Below are 15,766 nucleotides of genomic sequence, written 5' to 3' on the forward strand. Positions count from 1 at the left end.
TGCCGGCGCACTACTGACAAAGCCGCCGCTCAGGGGCCATGATCCGGTCATGGAACAGCCGATGGACCACCCGATGGACCAGCCGATGGATCAGCCCGTGCACCGGCAGCCCCTGCCCCTGGAGGGCATCACCGTCGTCGCCGTCGAACAGGCGGTGTCCGCGCCCTTCGCGACCCGGCAGCTCGCCGACCTGGGCGCCCGGGTCATCAAGGTGGAGCGGGTCGACGGCGGCGACTTCGCGCGCGGATACGACACCGCGGCCCGCGGTCTCGCCTCGCACTTCGTGTGGTGCAACCGCGGCAAGGAGTCCCTCGCGCTGGACCTGAAGGACCCGCGCGGACTGGACGTCGTACGGCGGCTGGTCGCGGACGCGGACGTGTTCGTGCAGAACCTCGCGCACGGGGCGGCGGCCCGGCTCGGCCTGGACGCGGCCACGCTGTGCGCCGCGCACCCGCGGCTGATCGCGGTGGACATCTCGGGCTACGGCGGTTCGGGGCCGTATGCGGACAAGCGGGCGTACGACATGCTCGTGCAGTGCGAGGCGGGGCTGGTGTCGGTCACCGGGACGCCGGAGCAGCCGGTGAAGGCGGGCATCCCGGCGGCGGACATCGCGGCGGCCATGTACGCGTTCTCCGGGGTGCTGGCGGCGCTCGTGCGGCGCGGGACGACCGGGCGGGGCGGACCGGTGGAGGTGTCCATGCTGGAGGCGCTCGCCGAGTGGCTGGGGCATCCGCTGCACCACGCGATGCACGGGGGTGAGCCGCCGGCCAGGACCGGGCTCGCGCACGCCGTGATCGCGCCGTACGACGCCTATCCGACCGCGGACGGCGGGCGGGTGCTGCTCTCGGTGCAGAACGACCGGGAGTGGCGACGGCTGGCCGAACAGGTCATAGGCCGCCCGGCGCTGGCGACGGACCCGGCGTACGCGACCAATGCCGCGCGGGTGGCACACCGGGAGCGGACCGACGCCCTGGTCGCGGAGGCGCTGCGGGTGCTGGACACCGAGGAGGCGCTGGCCCGGCTGGAGCGGGCGGGCATCGCCTGCGCCCGGCTGCGGGACGTGCACGAACTGGCGGAGCATCCGCAGCTGGCGGCCCGGGAGCGCTGGCGCCGGGTGGGATCGCCGGCCGGGCCGCTGAAGGCGCTGCTGCCTCCCATCACGCTGCCGGGCGGGGACGAGGCACGGATGGGTGACGTGCCCGCGCTCGGGCAGCACACCGGAGCGCTGCTGCGTGCCGTGGGGATGACGGACGCCGAGATCGCAGCGCTGCGCCGGGACGGTGTGGCGGCCTGAGCGCGGGCATCCCCGCGCGGTGGCCGCGCCGGCGGCCGGCCGGTGAGGCCGGTCCGGCGGCCGGTCAGTGACCGCCGAACAGCGAACGGCGCAGCCGGCGCAGCGGCGCGAAGAGGGAGACGCGGCGGACCCGCGCGCCCCGGTCGCTGCGCTTGTGCGCGGAGTCACGTGCCGTCAGCTCACGCATCAGCGAGGTCGCCTCGACCGTCTCACGCTGCGGTATGGCGGGACCCGCCAGCACCGACAGATGGCGGTCCAGACGCGAACTGGTCGCGCTGCTTCCGCAGGTGATCGCAGGGACCCTGGCCCTGCTGCGCACTGTTATCTGCTCCATGTCACTCCCCACCCGTACGAGTCACCCGGCCCGGGCAGGGTAACCCTATCGCCCCAGGGCGGCACGCGTGTATCTCGGCCACAGGATTCACCTTCCCCATAAGGGGGTTGACCATCCACGTTCGACTACTCTCCGAATCCAACCGATTTCAGGGTGAGTTGGACAATCGGCTGACCGCTGGGTGTTGCTGACCCTCCGTCAGGCTCGACGGTTACGGCGAGTGACGTCGAGGAGGTGTCGAGACCCTTCGCGACCAAGGGCGTGTCGCCCGCCAGGAGGCCGAGGGAGCGCGGTTGCACCCGGGGGCGCATGAGCCAGAGCTGGTGCACGCGCCCGCCGGGCGGGGTGCCGTATCCGCTCAGGGTGACGACGGCCACCCGCTCAGAGGCGGAAGCGATCACTCCGATACTTCGGCCGCGTCCGTCCTCGCTGCTCGCCGCGCGGGCGTCCGGAGCGGCCAGAACGTGGGCGATCTCACGTGCCCGGGCCTGCTCGGCGGTGAGCCGGTCCTCGGTGCGGTGCGCCTGGACCGCGAAGAGGGAGGCGACGACGAGGGCCGCGGCGGCGGTGGCCGTGGCGAACGGCGCGAAGAGGGGGCGACCTCGGGTGCGGGCGCGTCCCGGCGGGGGCTGGGTGCCCCAGACGTGCGGCGGCAGCCGGCGCGCGCGCTCCCGGGCCGGCGCCTGCTCCTGCGCGGCGGCGCGGTTCCCGGACCGTGCCGGCTCCTGCGGGGTGGCGCGTACGGCGGCCAGCACCCGGTCGCGCAGGGCGGCGGGCGCGGGGGCAGCCGCGGAATAGGCCAGCCGGACCGCGTCCTCGGCCAGGTCCCGCACCTCGGCGGCACAGCGGTCGCAGCCCGCCAGGTGCTTCTCGAAGCGGCGCCGCTCGGCCGGTTCCAGCGCGTCGAGCGCGTAGGGCGCGGCGAGGGAGTGCGGATCCTCGCCGCGCAGCAGCTTGCCGAGGATGCTCATGCGGCGCCTCCCAGGCACTGGCGCAGCCGGGTGAGACCGTCGCGCATCCGCGTCTTGACCGTGCCGAGCGGCAGGGAGAGCCGTTCGGCCACCTCACGGTAGGTGTAGCCGTCGTAGTAGGCCAGGGTCACCGACTGGCGCTGGAGGGCCGTGAGCCGGTTCAGACAGCGGCGTACCCACTCGCGTTCCAGACCGGCCTCGACCTCCTCGGCGACCTGGTCGAAAGCGGGTTCCCCGGCCCGCAGGGCCTCGCGCTGCTCGCGTTCCCCGGCCGCGCGGGCGCTGCGCACCCGGTCGACGGCCCGGCGGTGGGCGAGGGTGAGGATCCAGGACAGGGCGCTGCCCCGGCCGGGGTCGAACCGGGCGGCGGAGCGCCACAGTTCGAGCAACACCTCCTGGGCGACCTCCTCGGACTGGGCGGGGTCGCGCACCACCCGGCGCACCAGCCCGTACACCGGCCCGGACACCAGTCCGTACAGTTCCTCGAACGCCCTCTGGTCGCCGCCGGCCACGAGCACCAGCAGCTCGTCCGCGTGTCCGCCGGCCCCCTGCCCGTGGCCGCAGCCGGCTCTTCCCCGCGCACCGCGCATCCGCACCGCACACACCTCCCCGAGGTACTACGTATGAGCGGGCCGAAAACGCGGGTCCCGGACCGAGAAAAAGTTTTTCCCCGTCCGACCAAACCGATCGGCGGGTTCGCTCCGTATACCCGTCCGTCAAAGGCAAGTCGGCACTGAGGACGGACGGCATGACACCTGTTTTCTCCAGGAGCGGCACGGGACGCGCGGGCCTGGTCACGCTCATCTGCGGCGCGCTGGCCGCCGGAGGGCTCACGGCCGCCGGCGTCGCCACGCTGGCACCCGGGGCGGCCTCCGCCTCCTCCCACCGGGAGGCCCCGCTGATCTCGGGCACCCCGCAGTACGACAACACCGACCTGTACGCGTTCGTCAGCCCGGACAAGCCCGACACGACGACGCTGGTGGCGAACTGGATCCCCTTCGAGGAACCGGCCGGCGGACCGAACTTCTACACGTTCGCCGACGACGCCCAGTACGACCTGAACATCGACAACAACGGTGACGCGCGGGGCGATCTGGTGTTCCGCTACACCTTCAAGACCCACACCAAGAACGGCAACACGTTCCTGTACAACACGGGCCCGGTCACCAATCTGGCCGACCCCGACCTCAACATCACGCAGACCTACGACCTCGAACTCATCCGTATGAAGAACGGGCACGAGATGTCGAGGACGAAGCTCGCCGACGACGCGCCGGCCGCGCCGTCGAACGTCGGCAAGGCGTCCATGCCGGACTACGGCAAGCTGCGCTCGCAGGCCATCTACAAGACGGCGGGCGGCACGACGTCCTTCGCCGGGCAGGCGGACGACCCGTTCTTCCTGGACCTGCGGGTCTTCGACCTGCTGTACGGCGGGAACCTCAGCGAGGTCGGCCGGGACACCCTCAAGGGCTACAACGTCAACACCATCGCGCTCCAGGTGCCGAACTCCCTGATCCGCGAGTCCTCGCACCAGCCGATCGTCGGCATCTGGTCGACCACCCAGCGGCGGAACGCGCAGGGCTACTACAGCCAGGTCTCGCGGCTGGGCAACCCACTGGTGAACGAGGTCGTCAACCCGCAGAAGGACAAGGACCGGTTCAACGCCTCGCAGCCCGCGTACGACGCGCAGTTCCTGAAGAACGTCACCAACCCCGAGCTGCCGAAGCTCATCGAGTCCATCTACAAGATCAAGGCGCCCGCGGAGCCGCGCAACGACCTGGTCGACGTCTTCCTCAAGGGCGTCAAGGGTCTCAACCAGCCGCCGAACGTGAAGGCTTCGGAGCAGCTGCGGCTGAACACGTCGGTCAAGCCGAGCATGCACCCCAAGCGGCTGGGTGTGCTGGACGGCGACAACGCGGGCTTCCCGAACGGCCGTCGGCTCACCGACGACGTGATCGACGAGGCGCTTCAGGTCGTCGAGGGTGAACTGGTCGGCTCCAAGAACGACTTGGGTGACGCGGTCGACAAGAACGACAAGAAGTTCGAGAAGTACTTCCCGTACGTCGCCGAGCCCACGGCCGGTTCCCGAGGCCGGCTCGCCAAGGGCACGACGGCGGGCACGGACGTGCGCAGCCAGCTCGGGGACGCCCTCCAGCCGGCCGGGTCGTCCTCCGGCGGTTCCGGCGACACCATGCTGATCGCCGCCTCCGCGGCCTCCGGCGCGGCCGGGATCCTGCTGATCGTGACCGCCTTCGCGTGGTGGCGCCGGCGCATGCAGCGCGCGTACTGACCCCCGCACCCCACCGAGACCGGCGCGGCCCGTGTTCCCCCTCCCCCACGGCGGGCCGCGCCTTCCACACGACCGACGGAGGACGAGGCATGGGCCCGCGCGGGCAGGACGACGAGCAGGATGGGCGGACGGCACCCGCGTCCGGGCACGACGACGAGCAGGACGGTCGGACGGCACCCGCAACTGGGCACGATCGCCCGGCGCCGCTTTCGGCTCCGGGGACGGAAACCGCCGTGGACGGCGGCGAGCCGGGTGCCGGGGAACAGTGCGGCGACGGACGCGACACCGCCCGGGAACGCCCGTCCGCCGACGGGAGCGAGGCCCACGGGAACGAGGGTGACGCCGACGGGAACGAGAGTGCCGCCCGCGCCGGCCGCGGCGATGACGCCGACGGCGCAATCGGACGCGCCGGTGAGGCGGAACGCGTCGCCGCCGTCCGGCGGGTCGGCGCTGCCGGACGGCGCCTGCGCGGGGCGCAACTCGTCGCCTGCGCGGCCCTGCTGGCGGTCGCCATGACCGGCGGTGCCATCGCGCTCGGCGCCGGCCGGGCGCCGGCGTCCCAGCCGGTCGCCGCCGCCGCCGTCGACCCCGGGGTCCTGGGCGGCGGGGACCTGGACGCGAGCATCACCGCGCTCCAGACGCATCTGCGGACCCAGCCGAAGGATGCCGGCGGCTGGGCCACCCTCGGCCTGGCCTATGTCGAGCAGGCGCGCACCAAGGGTGACCCGTCCCGATACCCGCAGGCGGAGCAGGCGTTGCGGCGGTCCGCCTCGCTGGCGCCGGACAGCGACCAGGCCCTGGCCGGCCGCGCCGCCCTGGCCGCCGCCCGGCACGACTTCCAAAACGCCCTGACCTTCGCGGACGCGGCCCTGCGGCGGAACCCGTACAGCGAGCGGGCGCTGTCCTCCCGGGTCGACGCCCTGGTCGAACTCGGCCGGTACGCCGACGCGGCGGCGGCCGCCAGAACCGCCGACGCACGCAGGCCGGGCGTGCCGGTGTTCACCCGGTACGCCTACGTGCACGAACTGACCGGTGACGTGAGCACGGCACGCCGCGTCCTGGAGCAGGCGCTGGGCGCCGCCACCTCCCCGGGCGACACCGCGTACGTGGCCACACAGCTCGGCCAGCTCGCCTGGAACCAGGGCGACTACCGGACCGCACTCACCTGCTACGCCCGTGCCCTGGCCGCCGACGACGGATACCTCCCGGCGCTGGAGGGCCGGGCCCGCGCGCGGGCGGCCGACGGCGACCGGGCCGCGGCGATCAAGGACATGGAGGCGGTGGTGGCCCGTTCTCCGCTGCCCGGACCGCTGGTCGAGCTGGGCGAGCTGTACGAGGCGCGGGGGGCCGCGGGCGACCGGGCGCGGGCCCGGCAGCAGTACGCCCTGGTCGACGCCTGGACCGCCCTGGCCCGCGCCAACGGCGTCAACGCCGACCTGGACACCGCACTGGCCGCCGCCGAGCACGGCGACAAGGCGGCCGCCCTGCGCGCGGCCCGCGCCGAGTGGGCCCGCCGGCACACCGTGCACACGGCGGACGCCCTCGCCTGGGCGCTGCACGTCAACGGCCGTGACCGGGAGGCCCTCCCCTATGCCCGCCGGGCCACGGCCACCGGCTACCGCAACGCCGCCTTCCGCTACCACCGCGGCGTGATCGAACTGGCCACGGGGCACCGGGCGGCCGGCCGCGCCTCGCTCGCCTCCGCCCTGAAGCTGAACCCCGGCTTCTCCCCGCTCGGCGCCGCACGGGCCCGCAAGGCACTGGAGGGAGCCGAGTGAAGCCCCGTCTGCTGTGCGTCCTCCTCGCCGTGTGCGCCCTGGCGCTCCTGCCGGCCGGCACCGCGAGCGCGCACCCCCTCGGCAACTTCACCGTCAACCGCTACGACGGCCTGGTCGCCGCTCCCGGACAGCTCCGCGTCGACCATGTCGAGGACCTCGCCGAGATCCCGGCGACACAGGCCAAGCCCGACATCGACCGGCTCGGACTGAGCGCGTGGGCCCGGCAGCGGTGCGCACGGGCCGCCGCCGGCAGCAGGCTCGACGTGGACGGGCGTACGGCCGCCCTGACGGCCGCCCGCAGCGGCGCGCGCCTGCGGCCCGGCCAGGCAGGTCTCCACACCCTGCGCGTGGAGTGCCGGCTGACCGCGCCGCTGCCCCGCGCCGCCACCGTCACCCTCGCCTTCCACAGCGCCGGCGCCACCGGCGGGCCCGGCTGGCGGGAGATCACGGCGCGCGGCGACCGGATGACACTGACCTCGACCAACGTGCCGAAGACGTCGGTCTCCCGGGAGCTGACCGCCTATCCCAAGGACCTGCTGTCCTCCCCCGCCGACACCGGTACGGCCGCCCTGCGGGTGCGGCCCGGCGGCCCGGCGCTCGCCGCGGACGCGGAGCGTCAGGACGCCCCGGGCGCCGGCGTGCTCCCCCGGGGCGCCGACCGCTGGACCCGGGCCCTGGACGACCTCGTGGCCCGGCAGGACCTCACCGTCGGCTTCGCCGCGCTGGCCCTGCTCATCGCGGTCGCCCTGGGCGCGATGCACGCCCTCGCCCCGGGCCACGGCAAGACGCTGATGGCCGCGACGGCGGCGGCGCGCGGCGGCCGGGCCCGGCCGCGGGACGTGTTGCCGCTGGCCGCCTCGGTCACCGTGACCCACACCCTGGGCGTGGTCGCCCTCGGCCTCCTCGTCACGGCCGGCTCCGCCGCCACGCCCGCGGTGATCTCCTGGCTGGGCATCGCCGGCGGCGTCCTGGTACTGGCGGCGGGCGTGACGCTCGTGCGCCGGGCCTGGCACAACCGCGCGCACGCGGCGCCCGCGCCCCGGACCGAGCCGGCACGGCGGGAGTTGGCGGCGGTGGGTGCCGACCACGGCGCCGCCCACCACCCTCACCACCACAGCACCGTCGCACACGCCCATGGGGGCCACACCCATACCCACCCGCACACCCATGGAGACGACGTCCATGGGGACCACCACGTCCAGCACAACCACGGGGACCACGCCCATGGGGACCACCACGTCCACGAAAGCCACTCCCACGGGGACCACACCCACACCCACGGCGGCCACGCCCATTCTCACGGCGGTCACACCCACACCCACGGCGGTCGCACCCACACCCATGCCACCGCGCCGACCCTCCGCGGCACGATCCTGCTCGGGTTCGCCGGCGGACTCGTGCCCAGTCCCTCCGCCGTCGTCGTGCTGGTCGGCGCCGCCGCGCTCGGCAAGGCGTGGTTCGGGCTGCTGCTCGTCGTGGCGTACGGGGCGGGTCTCGCGCTGACCCTCACCGCCGCCGGCTTCGCCGTCGTACGGCTGGGCGCGGGGGCGGCCCGGGTGCTGGAGCGCAGCCCGCGCTGGGCCGCGCATCCGCTGGCCGGCCTGGTCCGCCGGACCCTGCCGCTCGTCTCGGCGCTGGTCGTGCTGGCGCTGGGCACGGGATTGGTACTCAAGGGGGCCGCATCCGCGCTGGGCTGAGCTACTTTTGTGGAGAATTCGCGCGAGATGCCGTGGGGGGCGCCCGTGTCCGAAGAGCCGGGCCGTGAACGTGTGATCGCGGGCCGCTACCGTCTGCTGTCCCCGCTGGGCGAGGGCGGCATGGGGACCGTGTGGCGCGCCCTGGACGAGGTGCTGCACCGCGAGGTGGCCGTCAAGGAGGTCCGGGCGCCGACGGGGCTGCCCGGCGCCGAGATCGAGCGGATGTACGCGCGTCTGGAGCGCGAGGCGTGGGCGGCGGCCCGGGTCGCGAACCGCAACGTGGTCACGGTGTACGACGTGGCGAGGGAGGGCGGGCGGCCGTGGATCGTGATGGAGCTGGCGCGCGGGCCGTCCCTCGCCGATCAGCTGGAGGCGGAGGGGCCCCTGCCACCGCAGCGCGCCGCGCGCGTCGGCGCGGAGGTGCTGTCCGCGCTGCGCGCCGCGCACTCCGTCGGGGTGCTGCACCGGGACGTGAAGCCGGCGAACGTGCTGCTGGCCGATGACGGCCGGGTGGTCCTCACGGACTTCGGGATCGCCACGGTGGAGGGCAGCTCGGCGCTGACCATGACCGGCGAGGTGGTCGGTTCCCCGGAGTTCCTCGCCCCGGAACGGGCGTTGGGCCGGACACCGGGTCCCGAGTCGGATCTGTGGTCGCTGGGGGTGCTGCTCTACGCGACCGTCGAGGGCATCTCCCCGTTCCGGCAGGACACGCCGCTCAGCACGCTGCGGGCCGTGGTGGACGAGGAGTTGCCGCCGCCGCGGTGGGCCGGGCCGCTGGCGCCCGTCATCAGGGGTCTGCTGCGCAAGGACCCCGCCGAGCGGCTGCCGGCGGAGCGGGCCGAGCGGGAGCTGCGGCTGGTCGCGGCGGGCGGGACGGTACGGGAGGACACCGCGCCGCCCGTGACGCCGTACCCGCCGACGGTGGTGGCCCGGCACCCGGAGCCGTCCCGCACCCCGCCGGCGCCCCTGCCCGCCGGGTATCCGGACCCCGGCACCACGGCCGCCGGGCCCGACCGGGAGCCCCGGCGCGACCGCCGCGGTGCCGTCGTGCTGATCGCGGGCGTACTGGCCGTCCTGCTGGCCCTGGCGGGCCTCACGTACGCGCTGCTGAACCATGACGGCGGGAAGGAGCGGGCGGACGGCACCGCGAGCACCGGCCGCACCGACGGCGGCGCGCACTCCCCGGCGCACTCCCCGACACCGGGCGCCGGCACGAGCACCGGCAGTGCGCCGCGGTCGCCCACGCACAGCAGCGCGTCGGCGAGCGGTCAGCCGGTCCAGACGGTGCACGTCACGCTCACCGGGGTGCACACGGAGTACTCCGGCAGCTGTCCGCCGCCGGCCGGTCGGACGCCGGCGTTCACGGCGGAGTTCACGGTGGGGCGGCTGCCCGCGCAGGTCGAGTACCGGTGGGTGCTGGCGCACGGATCGGTGTCGGACCCCGGCTGGAAGACGCTGCCGTTCCCGGCGGACGGCCCGCGCACCCGGCAGCAGCAGGTGACGGTGACGACGTACGCGACCGGCGGGACGGTCGAGAACGAGATCGGCGTGGAGGTCCGTGGCCCGGTGCGGGCCACGTCGGACCCGGTGCCGTTCTCGGTGACCTGTACGACGCCGACGGAGACCCCGACGGACGGGGCCTCCGCCTCTCCCTCGGGCTCGCCCTGAGCGACCGTCCGGGGAACCACCCGGCGGGCCGCCCCGGAAGGCGGCCCGCAGGGCCGACCGGAGGACGGGCCGGGAGGTTCACCCGGTGGAGCGAGCCCGTGCGGGTCATGCGGCGTTCGTGAGCACCGGCAGGTAGCCGCCGGACTGGCCGGAGGCGGTCGGGTGGTACGACTCGCCGATGTTGAGCCAGTTGACGCTGTGCAGCCAGGAGTCGGCGGAGCAGATCTCGTGGCCGGAGAACGTGGTGCGGACGTCGCCGAAGACGAAGTCGTGGGCGCCGGCACGGGTCTTGATGGCGGCGTCCATGTAGTCGGCGGCGCCGTTGATCGCGGACCGCTTGGCCTCCGAGAGTCCGAGGCACGACTGGCCGAGCAGGTAGAAGCGGGGGTAGCCGATGACGACCACCCGGGCGGACGGGGCTTTGGCGCTGATCGCGTTGTAGACGGTGTCCAGCTTGCCGGGGAGCGTGTTGGCGACGTACGCCTTGGCGGTGTTGATCCGGGAGATGCAGGCGCTGTCGGACTGGAGCACACAGGTCGTCATGACGTCGGCGAAGCCGGCGTCGTTGCCGCCGATGCTGATGGACACCAGTGAGGTGGAGGAGTTCAGCGAGCCGAGCTGACCCGAGAGCACGTCGTCCGTCGTCGCGCCCGAGCAGGCGTTGAAGGCGAACGAGGAGGGGCTGTGGGCGGCGTTCCACAGGTAGGGGTAGGCCTTCGTGCTCCGCTTGCAGTCGCCGCTGGAGCTGATGTAGCTGCCGGAGCCCACCCCGGAGGAGTAGGAGTCGCCGAGAGCCACGTAGCCGCCGGTCGCGGCCGTCGAGGACGCCTGCGCCGAAGCGGCCCCGGTGAGACCGAGGCCGGTGGCGAGGAGGAGCGAGGTAACGAATCCGGTAAGTCGGGAACGTCTCATGGAACCTCCCTTTAGCAGGATCTCTGCCTCAACTTTCGTAGCAACTACGCGTGTTGACGGGAAGTGTTCATGCCAAAACTTTTGTTCTCTCAACAGGATCGGCCCGAGACGTTCACTGCTCATCTATTGCGCGTGCATGCCTTGTCTGTTGACCCGCCGTCAACTCCATGACGGACACGGCGGGACGGGTCACGCCGCGTGGCGGACCGAGTCGGGATCCCCGCGACCCGCCGGGGATGCGCGGCCGGCCGCACACGGTCCACGGTGGAAGAACCGCTCTTCCAGCGGAGCGTTCGGCGGCGGAAAAGCCGTGCGCGGAGGGCATCCGTGCCGGATCATGGCGGCATGTCCGCGAACCCACACGACGCTCTGCCGATCCGGCTCCACGTCGACGACTCCGACTCGCCGTCCGACGTCGTCGACGCGCTGTTCCTCGGCCGCTTCGCGACGGGCGAGCAGCCCTACTCGCACGCCGCGAACATCGACCGCGTGCGCTCGGGCGCGTCGCTGCTGCCGGAGGGCGCCCGGGTGCTGCGGGTCGCCCGCGACGAAGACCGCAGCGCGACCCTCGCCGAGGGGGACGGCTGGACCCTGCTGATCTCCCGCTGGAACCGGGGCGCGGACGTGACGGTCACCGCGACCACCGCCGAACTGGCCGAGCAGGTCCTCGGCCAGGCCACGGACGGTGCGGCCGACGAGCCGGAACCCCAGCCGGAGAACGTGACGATGGGGTTCTGGTACGTCTCCCCGCGGCGCGGTCCGCACCGCACCACCCGGCAGATCTCCGCGGGCACCTGGGACGAGGTCCGGCCCAACTACACGGCGCCGGTGGCCGACGCCATGGACGAGCTGATGGGCACGACCCCCGACGACATCGCGGGCCGGCTGCTCCTGCTGCACGGTCCGCCGGGCACCGGCAAGACCTCCGCCCTGCGCACGCTGGCCCGTTCCTGGCGGGACTGGTGCCAGGTGGACTGCGTCCTGGACCCCGAGCGGCTCTTCTCCGACGTCGGCTATCTGATGGACATCGCGATCGGCGAGGACGACGGCGCGGGCAAGGGCCGCTGGCGCCTCCTGCTGCTGGAGGACTGCGACGAGCTGATCCGCGGCGAGGCCCGGCACACGGCGGGCCAGGCCCTGTCCCGGCTGCTGAATCTCACCGACGGCCTGCTCGGCCAGGGCCGCAACGTCCTGGTCGGCGTCACCACCAACGAGGACCTGGAGCGGCTGCACCCGGCCGTGGTGCGCCCCGGCCGTTGCCTCGCCCGCATCGAGGTGGGCCCGCTGACCCGCAAGGAGGCGGTGGACTGGCTCGGCACCGAGCAGGGCGTCGGCCGGGAGGGCGCGACCCTGGCCGAGCTGTACGCGCTGCGCCGGGGCACGACGCCGACGTCCGTGCCGGGAGCCCGGGAGGGAGCGGACGCGGGGCTGTACCTGTAGTGCTTTCATGAGGGTATGGCCCTGCATGTCGGCACCTCGGGGTGGCAGTACAAGGACTGGCGGGACCTCGTCTATCCGGTCGGGGTGCCGACGCGGCTGTGGCTGGAGGAGTACACCCGGCTGTTCGCGACCGTCGAGATCAACAACGCGTTCTACCGGCTGCCGTCGTACGACACCTTCGCCGCCTGGCGCGACCGGGTCCCGCCGGACTTCGTGGTCGCGGTCAAGGCCAGCCGGTATCTCACCCACATCAAGCGCCTGAAGGACCCCGAGGAGCCTGTGCGGCGTCTGCTGACCCACGCGGCGGGCCTCGGCGACCGCCTGGGGCCGGTCCTGCTCCAGCTGCCGCCCACCCTGCGCGCCGACCCGCCCCTGCTGGACGCCTGCCTGGCCTGTTTCCCGGCCGGTACGAGGGTCGCCGTGGAACCCCGCCACGACTCCTGGTGGGCCCCGGAGCTGCGGCGCGTCCTGGAGTCCCGGGGCGCGGCCCTGTGCTGGGCGGACGTCCTGGCCCGCCCGGTCGCCCCGTTGTGGCGCACCACCGACTGGGGCTACGTCCGCTTCCACCAGGGCCGCGCCCGGCCCTGGCCGCGCTACGGCAGGCGTTCGCTGGAGACATGGGTGGACCGCATCGCCACGACGTGGTCCGACGCCGACGACGTCTAGGCGTACTTCAACAACGACCCGGGGGGCGCGGCGGTGCAGGACGCGGTGGCGTTCGGACGGACGGCGCGGAGGGCAGGCCTGACGACGACACGCATCCCGGAACCACTGAAGCCGGGGTGATCCCTCCGCCCACGGCTCCGTCACTCCCCGTAGGCCGCCCGCAGGGCGTCCCGCACGGCGGCCAGCGCCTCCGGCTCCCCCAGCCCCAGCCGGCGCACCCGCTCCACGTACGCCTGCGCGGCCGACGACGCCTCCCGCTCCGCGGCCGAGCCGGCGGCAGCCACGAACGTGCCGTTGCGCCCGCACGTCTCGATCACCCCGTCGCTCTCCAGCGCCCGGTACGCCTTGGCCACCGTGTTCACCGCCAGCCCCAGGGACTCGGCCAGTCCCCGCACGGTCGGCAGCCGGTACCCCACCGGGAGCACCCCGGACCGTGCCTGCTCGGAGATCTGCGCCCGCACCTGCTCGTACGGGGGCGCGCTGTCATCGATGCGGATCTTCAGGCTCACAGGGCCGATTGTCGCCCACCCGCCGGAAAATGAGAGGCAGCGGGGCGACACCGCCCCGTACGGTGCCTGATCATGACGGTCCTCGTACGTGCTCTCCACCCCGACGTCCCCGCGGACGCCGAGGGCTTCGCCCGTGTCCGCCGGCTCGCCCTGCCGTACATCCTGTTCACCCCGGACTCGGTCCGGCACACCGCCGCCCACATGCACCCGGACGCGCGGTTCCGGCCGCTCGTCGCGGAGGAGGACGGCGAGGTGATCGGCACGGCGCAGGTCCACCTGGTCCCCGACGGCTCCGAACCCGGCCAGGCCTGCCTGAACATCTACGTCCGCCCGGACCGTACCGGTCGCGGCGCCGGCCGCCTCCTGGTGGCGGCCGCCGAGGAGTACCTGACGTCCCTCGGCGCGAGCAAGCTGTTCGCCTGGGCCGTGGACGAGCCGGCCAACCGGGCCTTCGCCGAGCGCCGCGGCTACCGCCTGGGCCGCTCCGCCCACTTCCTGCGGCTCGACCTGGCGCACGGCACCCTCCCGCCGCTCCAGGAGGCCCCGGCCGGCGTCGAACTGCGTACGGCCGCCGCCTTCGCGGACGATCCACGGCCGCTGTTCGAACTGGACGCGGAGACGCTGCTCGACGAACCGAGCGACGTGGCCCACGAGTTCACCAACTACGACGCCTGGCTCGCGGAGACCTGGAACCACCCCCTGCTGGACCGGGAGCTGACCACGGCCGCCTGTGTCGACGGCCGTCCGGTCGCCTTCACCGCGGCCTACACCGACGGCGCCGGCCGCTACTCCACCGCGATGACCGGCACCGCCCGTGCCCACCGCGGCCGTGGCCTGGCCAAGCTCGCCAAGCTCCACTCCCTGCACCGGGCCCGGGCGGCGGGCCTCACCGAGGCGTTCACGGGCAACGACACCGGCAACGACGCCATGATCGCGATCAACACCTGGCTCGGGTACGAGATCTGCGGGACGGAGGTGCGCTATGTCCGTGAACTCGGCTGAGCCGGCGGGCCGGCTGGAGGTCGTCCTGGTCAAGGCGGGCCGTACGAAGATCCGTTATCCGGCGGAGCTGCTCGGGGACGACGGCACCCGGATCGCCGTGCGCGCTCCGTGGGCGGGCTCGGGGGTGCGCGACTTCGGCTTCGTGCGCTTCGAGCCGGGGGACGTGTTCACCGAGTACTACTGGCGGGACCGGTGGTACTCGGTGAAGGAGGTGCGCGCCGCGGACGGCTCCGTCAAGGGCTGGTACTGCGACATCACGCGCCCCGCGGTCCTCACCCGCTCCGGGACGCGCTCGAGCGGGGAGGGTCCCGCCGGTGCGGAGCTGGTCGTGGAGGACCTCGACCTGGACCTGTGGCGCTCCGCGGACGGGCGGGACGTACGGCGCCTGGACGAGGACGAGTTCGCCGAGAGCGGGCTCGCGGAGACCGACCCCGAGGCCGCGTCCGCCGCGCTCGCCGCCCTCGACGCGCTGGAGGCGCTGGCGCTCCGGGAGGGCGGCTTCGCGCAGTTGCTTGCCTGACCGGCCCGGGCGGCGCGGTGTCACACGGTCGCCACCACCGCGTACCGCTCGTCGTCCACTTCCTTCCCCCACAGCAGGGTGTGGCCGGACAGTCGCTCCACGCGCACTTCGCGTGCCAGCGGTGCCAGGAAGGCGGTCAGCTCCCCGGCGGGTATGCCGACCGGGGACAGGGTCCCCCAGACGCCTTCGACCAGCACGAAGCGGCCACCGGGCCGCAGCAGCTCCCGCCAGCGCCGCAGCACCCCGGCAGGGTCCGGCAGGGTCCACAGCACATGCCGGACCAGGACCACGTCGAAGCGGCGCTCCCCCACCGGCGGGTTCACGGCGTCGCCGCACAGGACCGCGGCGCGCCCGGCGAGTTTGGTCCGGGCCCGCTCGGTCATCACCGGGGACCGGTCGACGGCCGTCACCCGGTGCCCCTGTTCGACGGCGAGGAGTGACAGGCTGCCGGTGCCGCAACCGAGGTCGAGGACGTCGGCGGGGTGCTCGGGGAGCCAGGCGCCGAGCCGGTCCGACCAGGCGGCGCGGACCTCGGGGTCGCGCAGGCCGTGGTCCGGTTCGTCGTCGAAGGCGGCGGCCTGCGCATCCCAGTCCGGTTCCGGGGCAGTCGCAACCGTGTTCGTGTCCTCGCTCGTCATGCCCTGAGAGTGACACACACCACTGACAGCGCGGACGTGACAGCCGC

General features: G+C 73.8%; 14 protein-coding genes and 1 pseudogene. 9 read left to right on the forward strand and 6 right to left on the reverse strand.

The genetic code is table 11. The features are described from left to right. The first annotated feature begins 49 nt into the window (after positions 1-49). Positions 50-1,294, forward strand: coding sequence for a CaiB/BaiF CoA transferase family protein (locus JK361_RS24310; RefSeq protein WP_372448737.1), 1,245 nt, complete (start codon positions 50-52; stop codon positions 1,292-1,294). 64 nt (positions 1,295-1,358) lie between these two features. Here the strand turns inward: JK361_RS24310 and JK361_RS24315 are convergent, their stop codons facing one another. The 3 genes from JK361_RS24315 to JK361_RS24325 form a co-directional block, all read right to left on the reverse strand. Next, positions 1,359-1,628 carry a hypothetical protein gene (locus JK361_RS24315; protein WP_201821707.1) on the reverse strand — a complete coding sequence of 90 codons (270 nt, stop codon included), beginning with the start codon at positions 1,626-1,628 and terminating at the stop codon, positions 1,359-1,361. A 125-nt stretch (positions 1,629-1,753) separates the two neighbouring features. Next, positions 1,754-2,599 carry an anti-sigma factor gene (locus JK361_RS24320; protein ID WP_201821709.1) on the reverse strand — a complete coding sequence of 282 codons (846 nt, stop codon included), beginning with the start codon at positions 2,597-2,599 and terminating at the stop codon, positions 1,754-1,756. Then, positions 2,596-3,189, reverse strand: a complete 594-nt coding sequence (locus JK361_RS24325) for a sigma-70 family RNA polymerase sigma factor (protein ID WP_201821840.1) — start codon at positions 3,187-3,189, stop codon at positions 2,596-2,598. Before JK361_RS24325 ends, JK361_RS24320 begins: the two co-directional genes overlap by 4 nt. 158 nt (positions 3,190-3,347) lie before the next feature. On the opposite strand from JK361_RS24325, the gene JK361_RS24330 reads away from it, so the two are divergent. The 4 genes from JK361_RS24330 to JK361_RS24345 all read left to right on the forward strand — a co-directional run bounded on the left by JK361_RS24330 (position 3,348) and on the right by JK361_RS24345 (position 10,032). Next, positions 3,348-4,889, forward strand: a complete 1,542-nt coding sequence (locus JK361_RS24330) for a DUF4331 domain-containing protein (protein ID WP_201821711.1) — start codon at positions 3,348-3,350, stop codon at positions 4,887-4,889. A gap of 89 nt (positions 4,890-4,978) precedes the next feature. After that, positions 4,979-6,667: a tetratricopeptide repeat protein gene (locus tag JK361_RS24335; RefSeq protein WP_236053468.1), complete on the forward strand. Its 1,689-nt coding sequence runs from the start codon at positions 4,979-4,981 to the stop codon at positions 6,665-6,667. Further along, positions 6,664-8,364, forward strand: coding sequence for a sulfite exporter TauE/SafE family protein (locus JK361_RS24340; RefSeq protein ID WP_201821713.1), 1,701 nt, complete (start codon positions 6,664-6,666; stop codon positions 8,362-8,364). The genes JK361_RS24335 and JK361_RS24340 overlap by 4 nt, the downstream gene beginning before the upstream one ends. 27 nt (positions 8,365-8,391) lie before the next feature. After that, on the forward strand, positions 8,392-10,032 hold the full coding sequence (locus JK361_RS24345) for a serine/threonine-protein kinase (protein WP_201821843.1): 1,641 nt from the start codon (positions 8,392-8,394) through the stop codon (positions 10,030-10,032). Positions 10,033-10,137: 105 nt separating this feature from the next. On the opposite strand, the gene JK361_RS24350 is transcribed toward JK361_RS24345, so the two are convergent. Next, the gene (locus JK361_RS24350) at positions 10,138-10,944 is read right to left on the reverse strand and encodes an SGNH/GDSL hydrolase family protein (protein ID WP_201821715.1); all 807 of its coding nucleotides are present in this window, start codon (positions 10,942-10,944) and stop codon (positions 10,138-10,140) included. 345 nt (positions 10,945-11,289) lie between these two features. On the opposite strand from JK361_RS24350, the gene JK361_RS24355 reads away from it, so the two are divergent. Both JK361_RS24355 and JK361_RS24360 read left to right on the forward strand, forming a co-directional pair. Beyond that, positions 11,290-12,384, forward strand: a complete 1,095-nt coding sequence (locus JK361_RS24355; protein ID WP_201821716.1) for a DUF5925 domain-containing protein — start codon at positions 11,290-11,292, stop codon at positions 12,382-12,384. A 15-nt stretch (positions 12,385-12,399) separates the two neighbouring features. Further along, positions 12,400-13,170: pseudogene (locus JK361_RS24360) on the forward strand (DUF72 domain-containing protein). A gap of 20 nt (positions 13,171-13,190) precedes the next feature. Here JK361_RS24360 and JK361_RS24365 read toward each other — a convergent pair. Next, positions 13,191-13,559 (reverse strand): GntR family transcriptional regulator, encoded by a 369-nt coding sequence (locus JK361_RS24365; protein WP_201821718.1) that lies wholly within the window; start codon positions 13,557-13,559, stop codon positions 13,191-13,193. 72 nt (positions 13,560-13,631) lie between these two features. On the opposite strand from JK361_RS24365, the gene JK361_RS24370 reads away from it, so the two are divergent. Further along, positions 13,632-14,561 (forward strand): GNAT family N-acetyltransferase, encoded by a 930-nt coding sequence (locus tag JK361_RS24370; RefSeq protein ID WP_201821719.1) that lies wholly within the window; start codon positions 13,632-13,634, stop codon positions 14,559-14,561. After that, positions 14,542-15,081: a ribonuclease FAU-1 family protein gene (locus JK361_RS24375; protein WP_201821720.1), complete on the forward strand. Its 540-nt coding sequence runs from the start codon at positions 14,542-14,544 to the stop codon at positions 15,079-15,081. The genes JK361_RS24370 and JK361_RS24375 overlap by 20 nt, the downstream gene beginning before the upstream one ends. A 20-nt stretch (positions 15,082-15,101) precedes the next feature. On the opposite strand, the gene JK361_RS24380 is transcribed toward JK361_RS24375, so the two are convergent. Then, positions 15,102-15,719, reverse strand: a complete 618-nt coding sequence (locus tag JK361_RS24380; protein WP_201821721.1) for a class I SAM-dependent methyltransferase — start codon at positions 15,717-15,719, stop codon at positions 15,102-15,104. Positions 15,720-15,766: the final 47 nt, after the last annotated feature.

It is taken from the genome of Streptomyces musisoli, from assembly GCF_016741855.1.
Lineage (GTDB): Bacteria > Actinomycetota > Actinomycetes > Streptomycetales > Streptomycetaceae > Streptomyces > Streptomyces musisoli.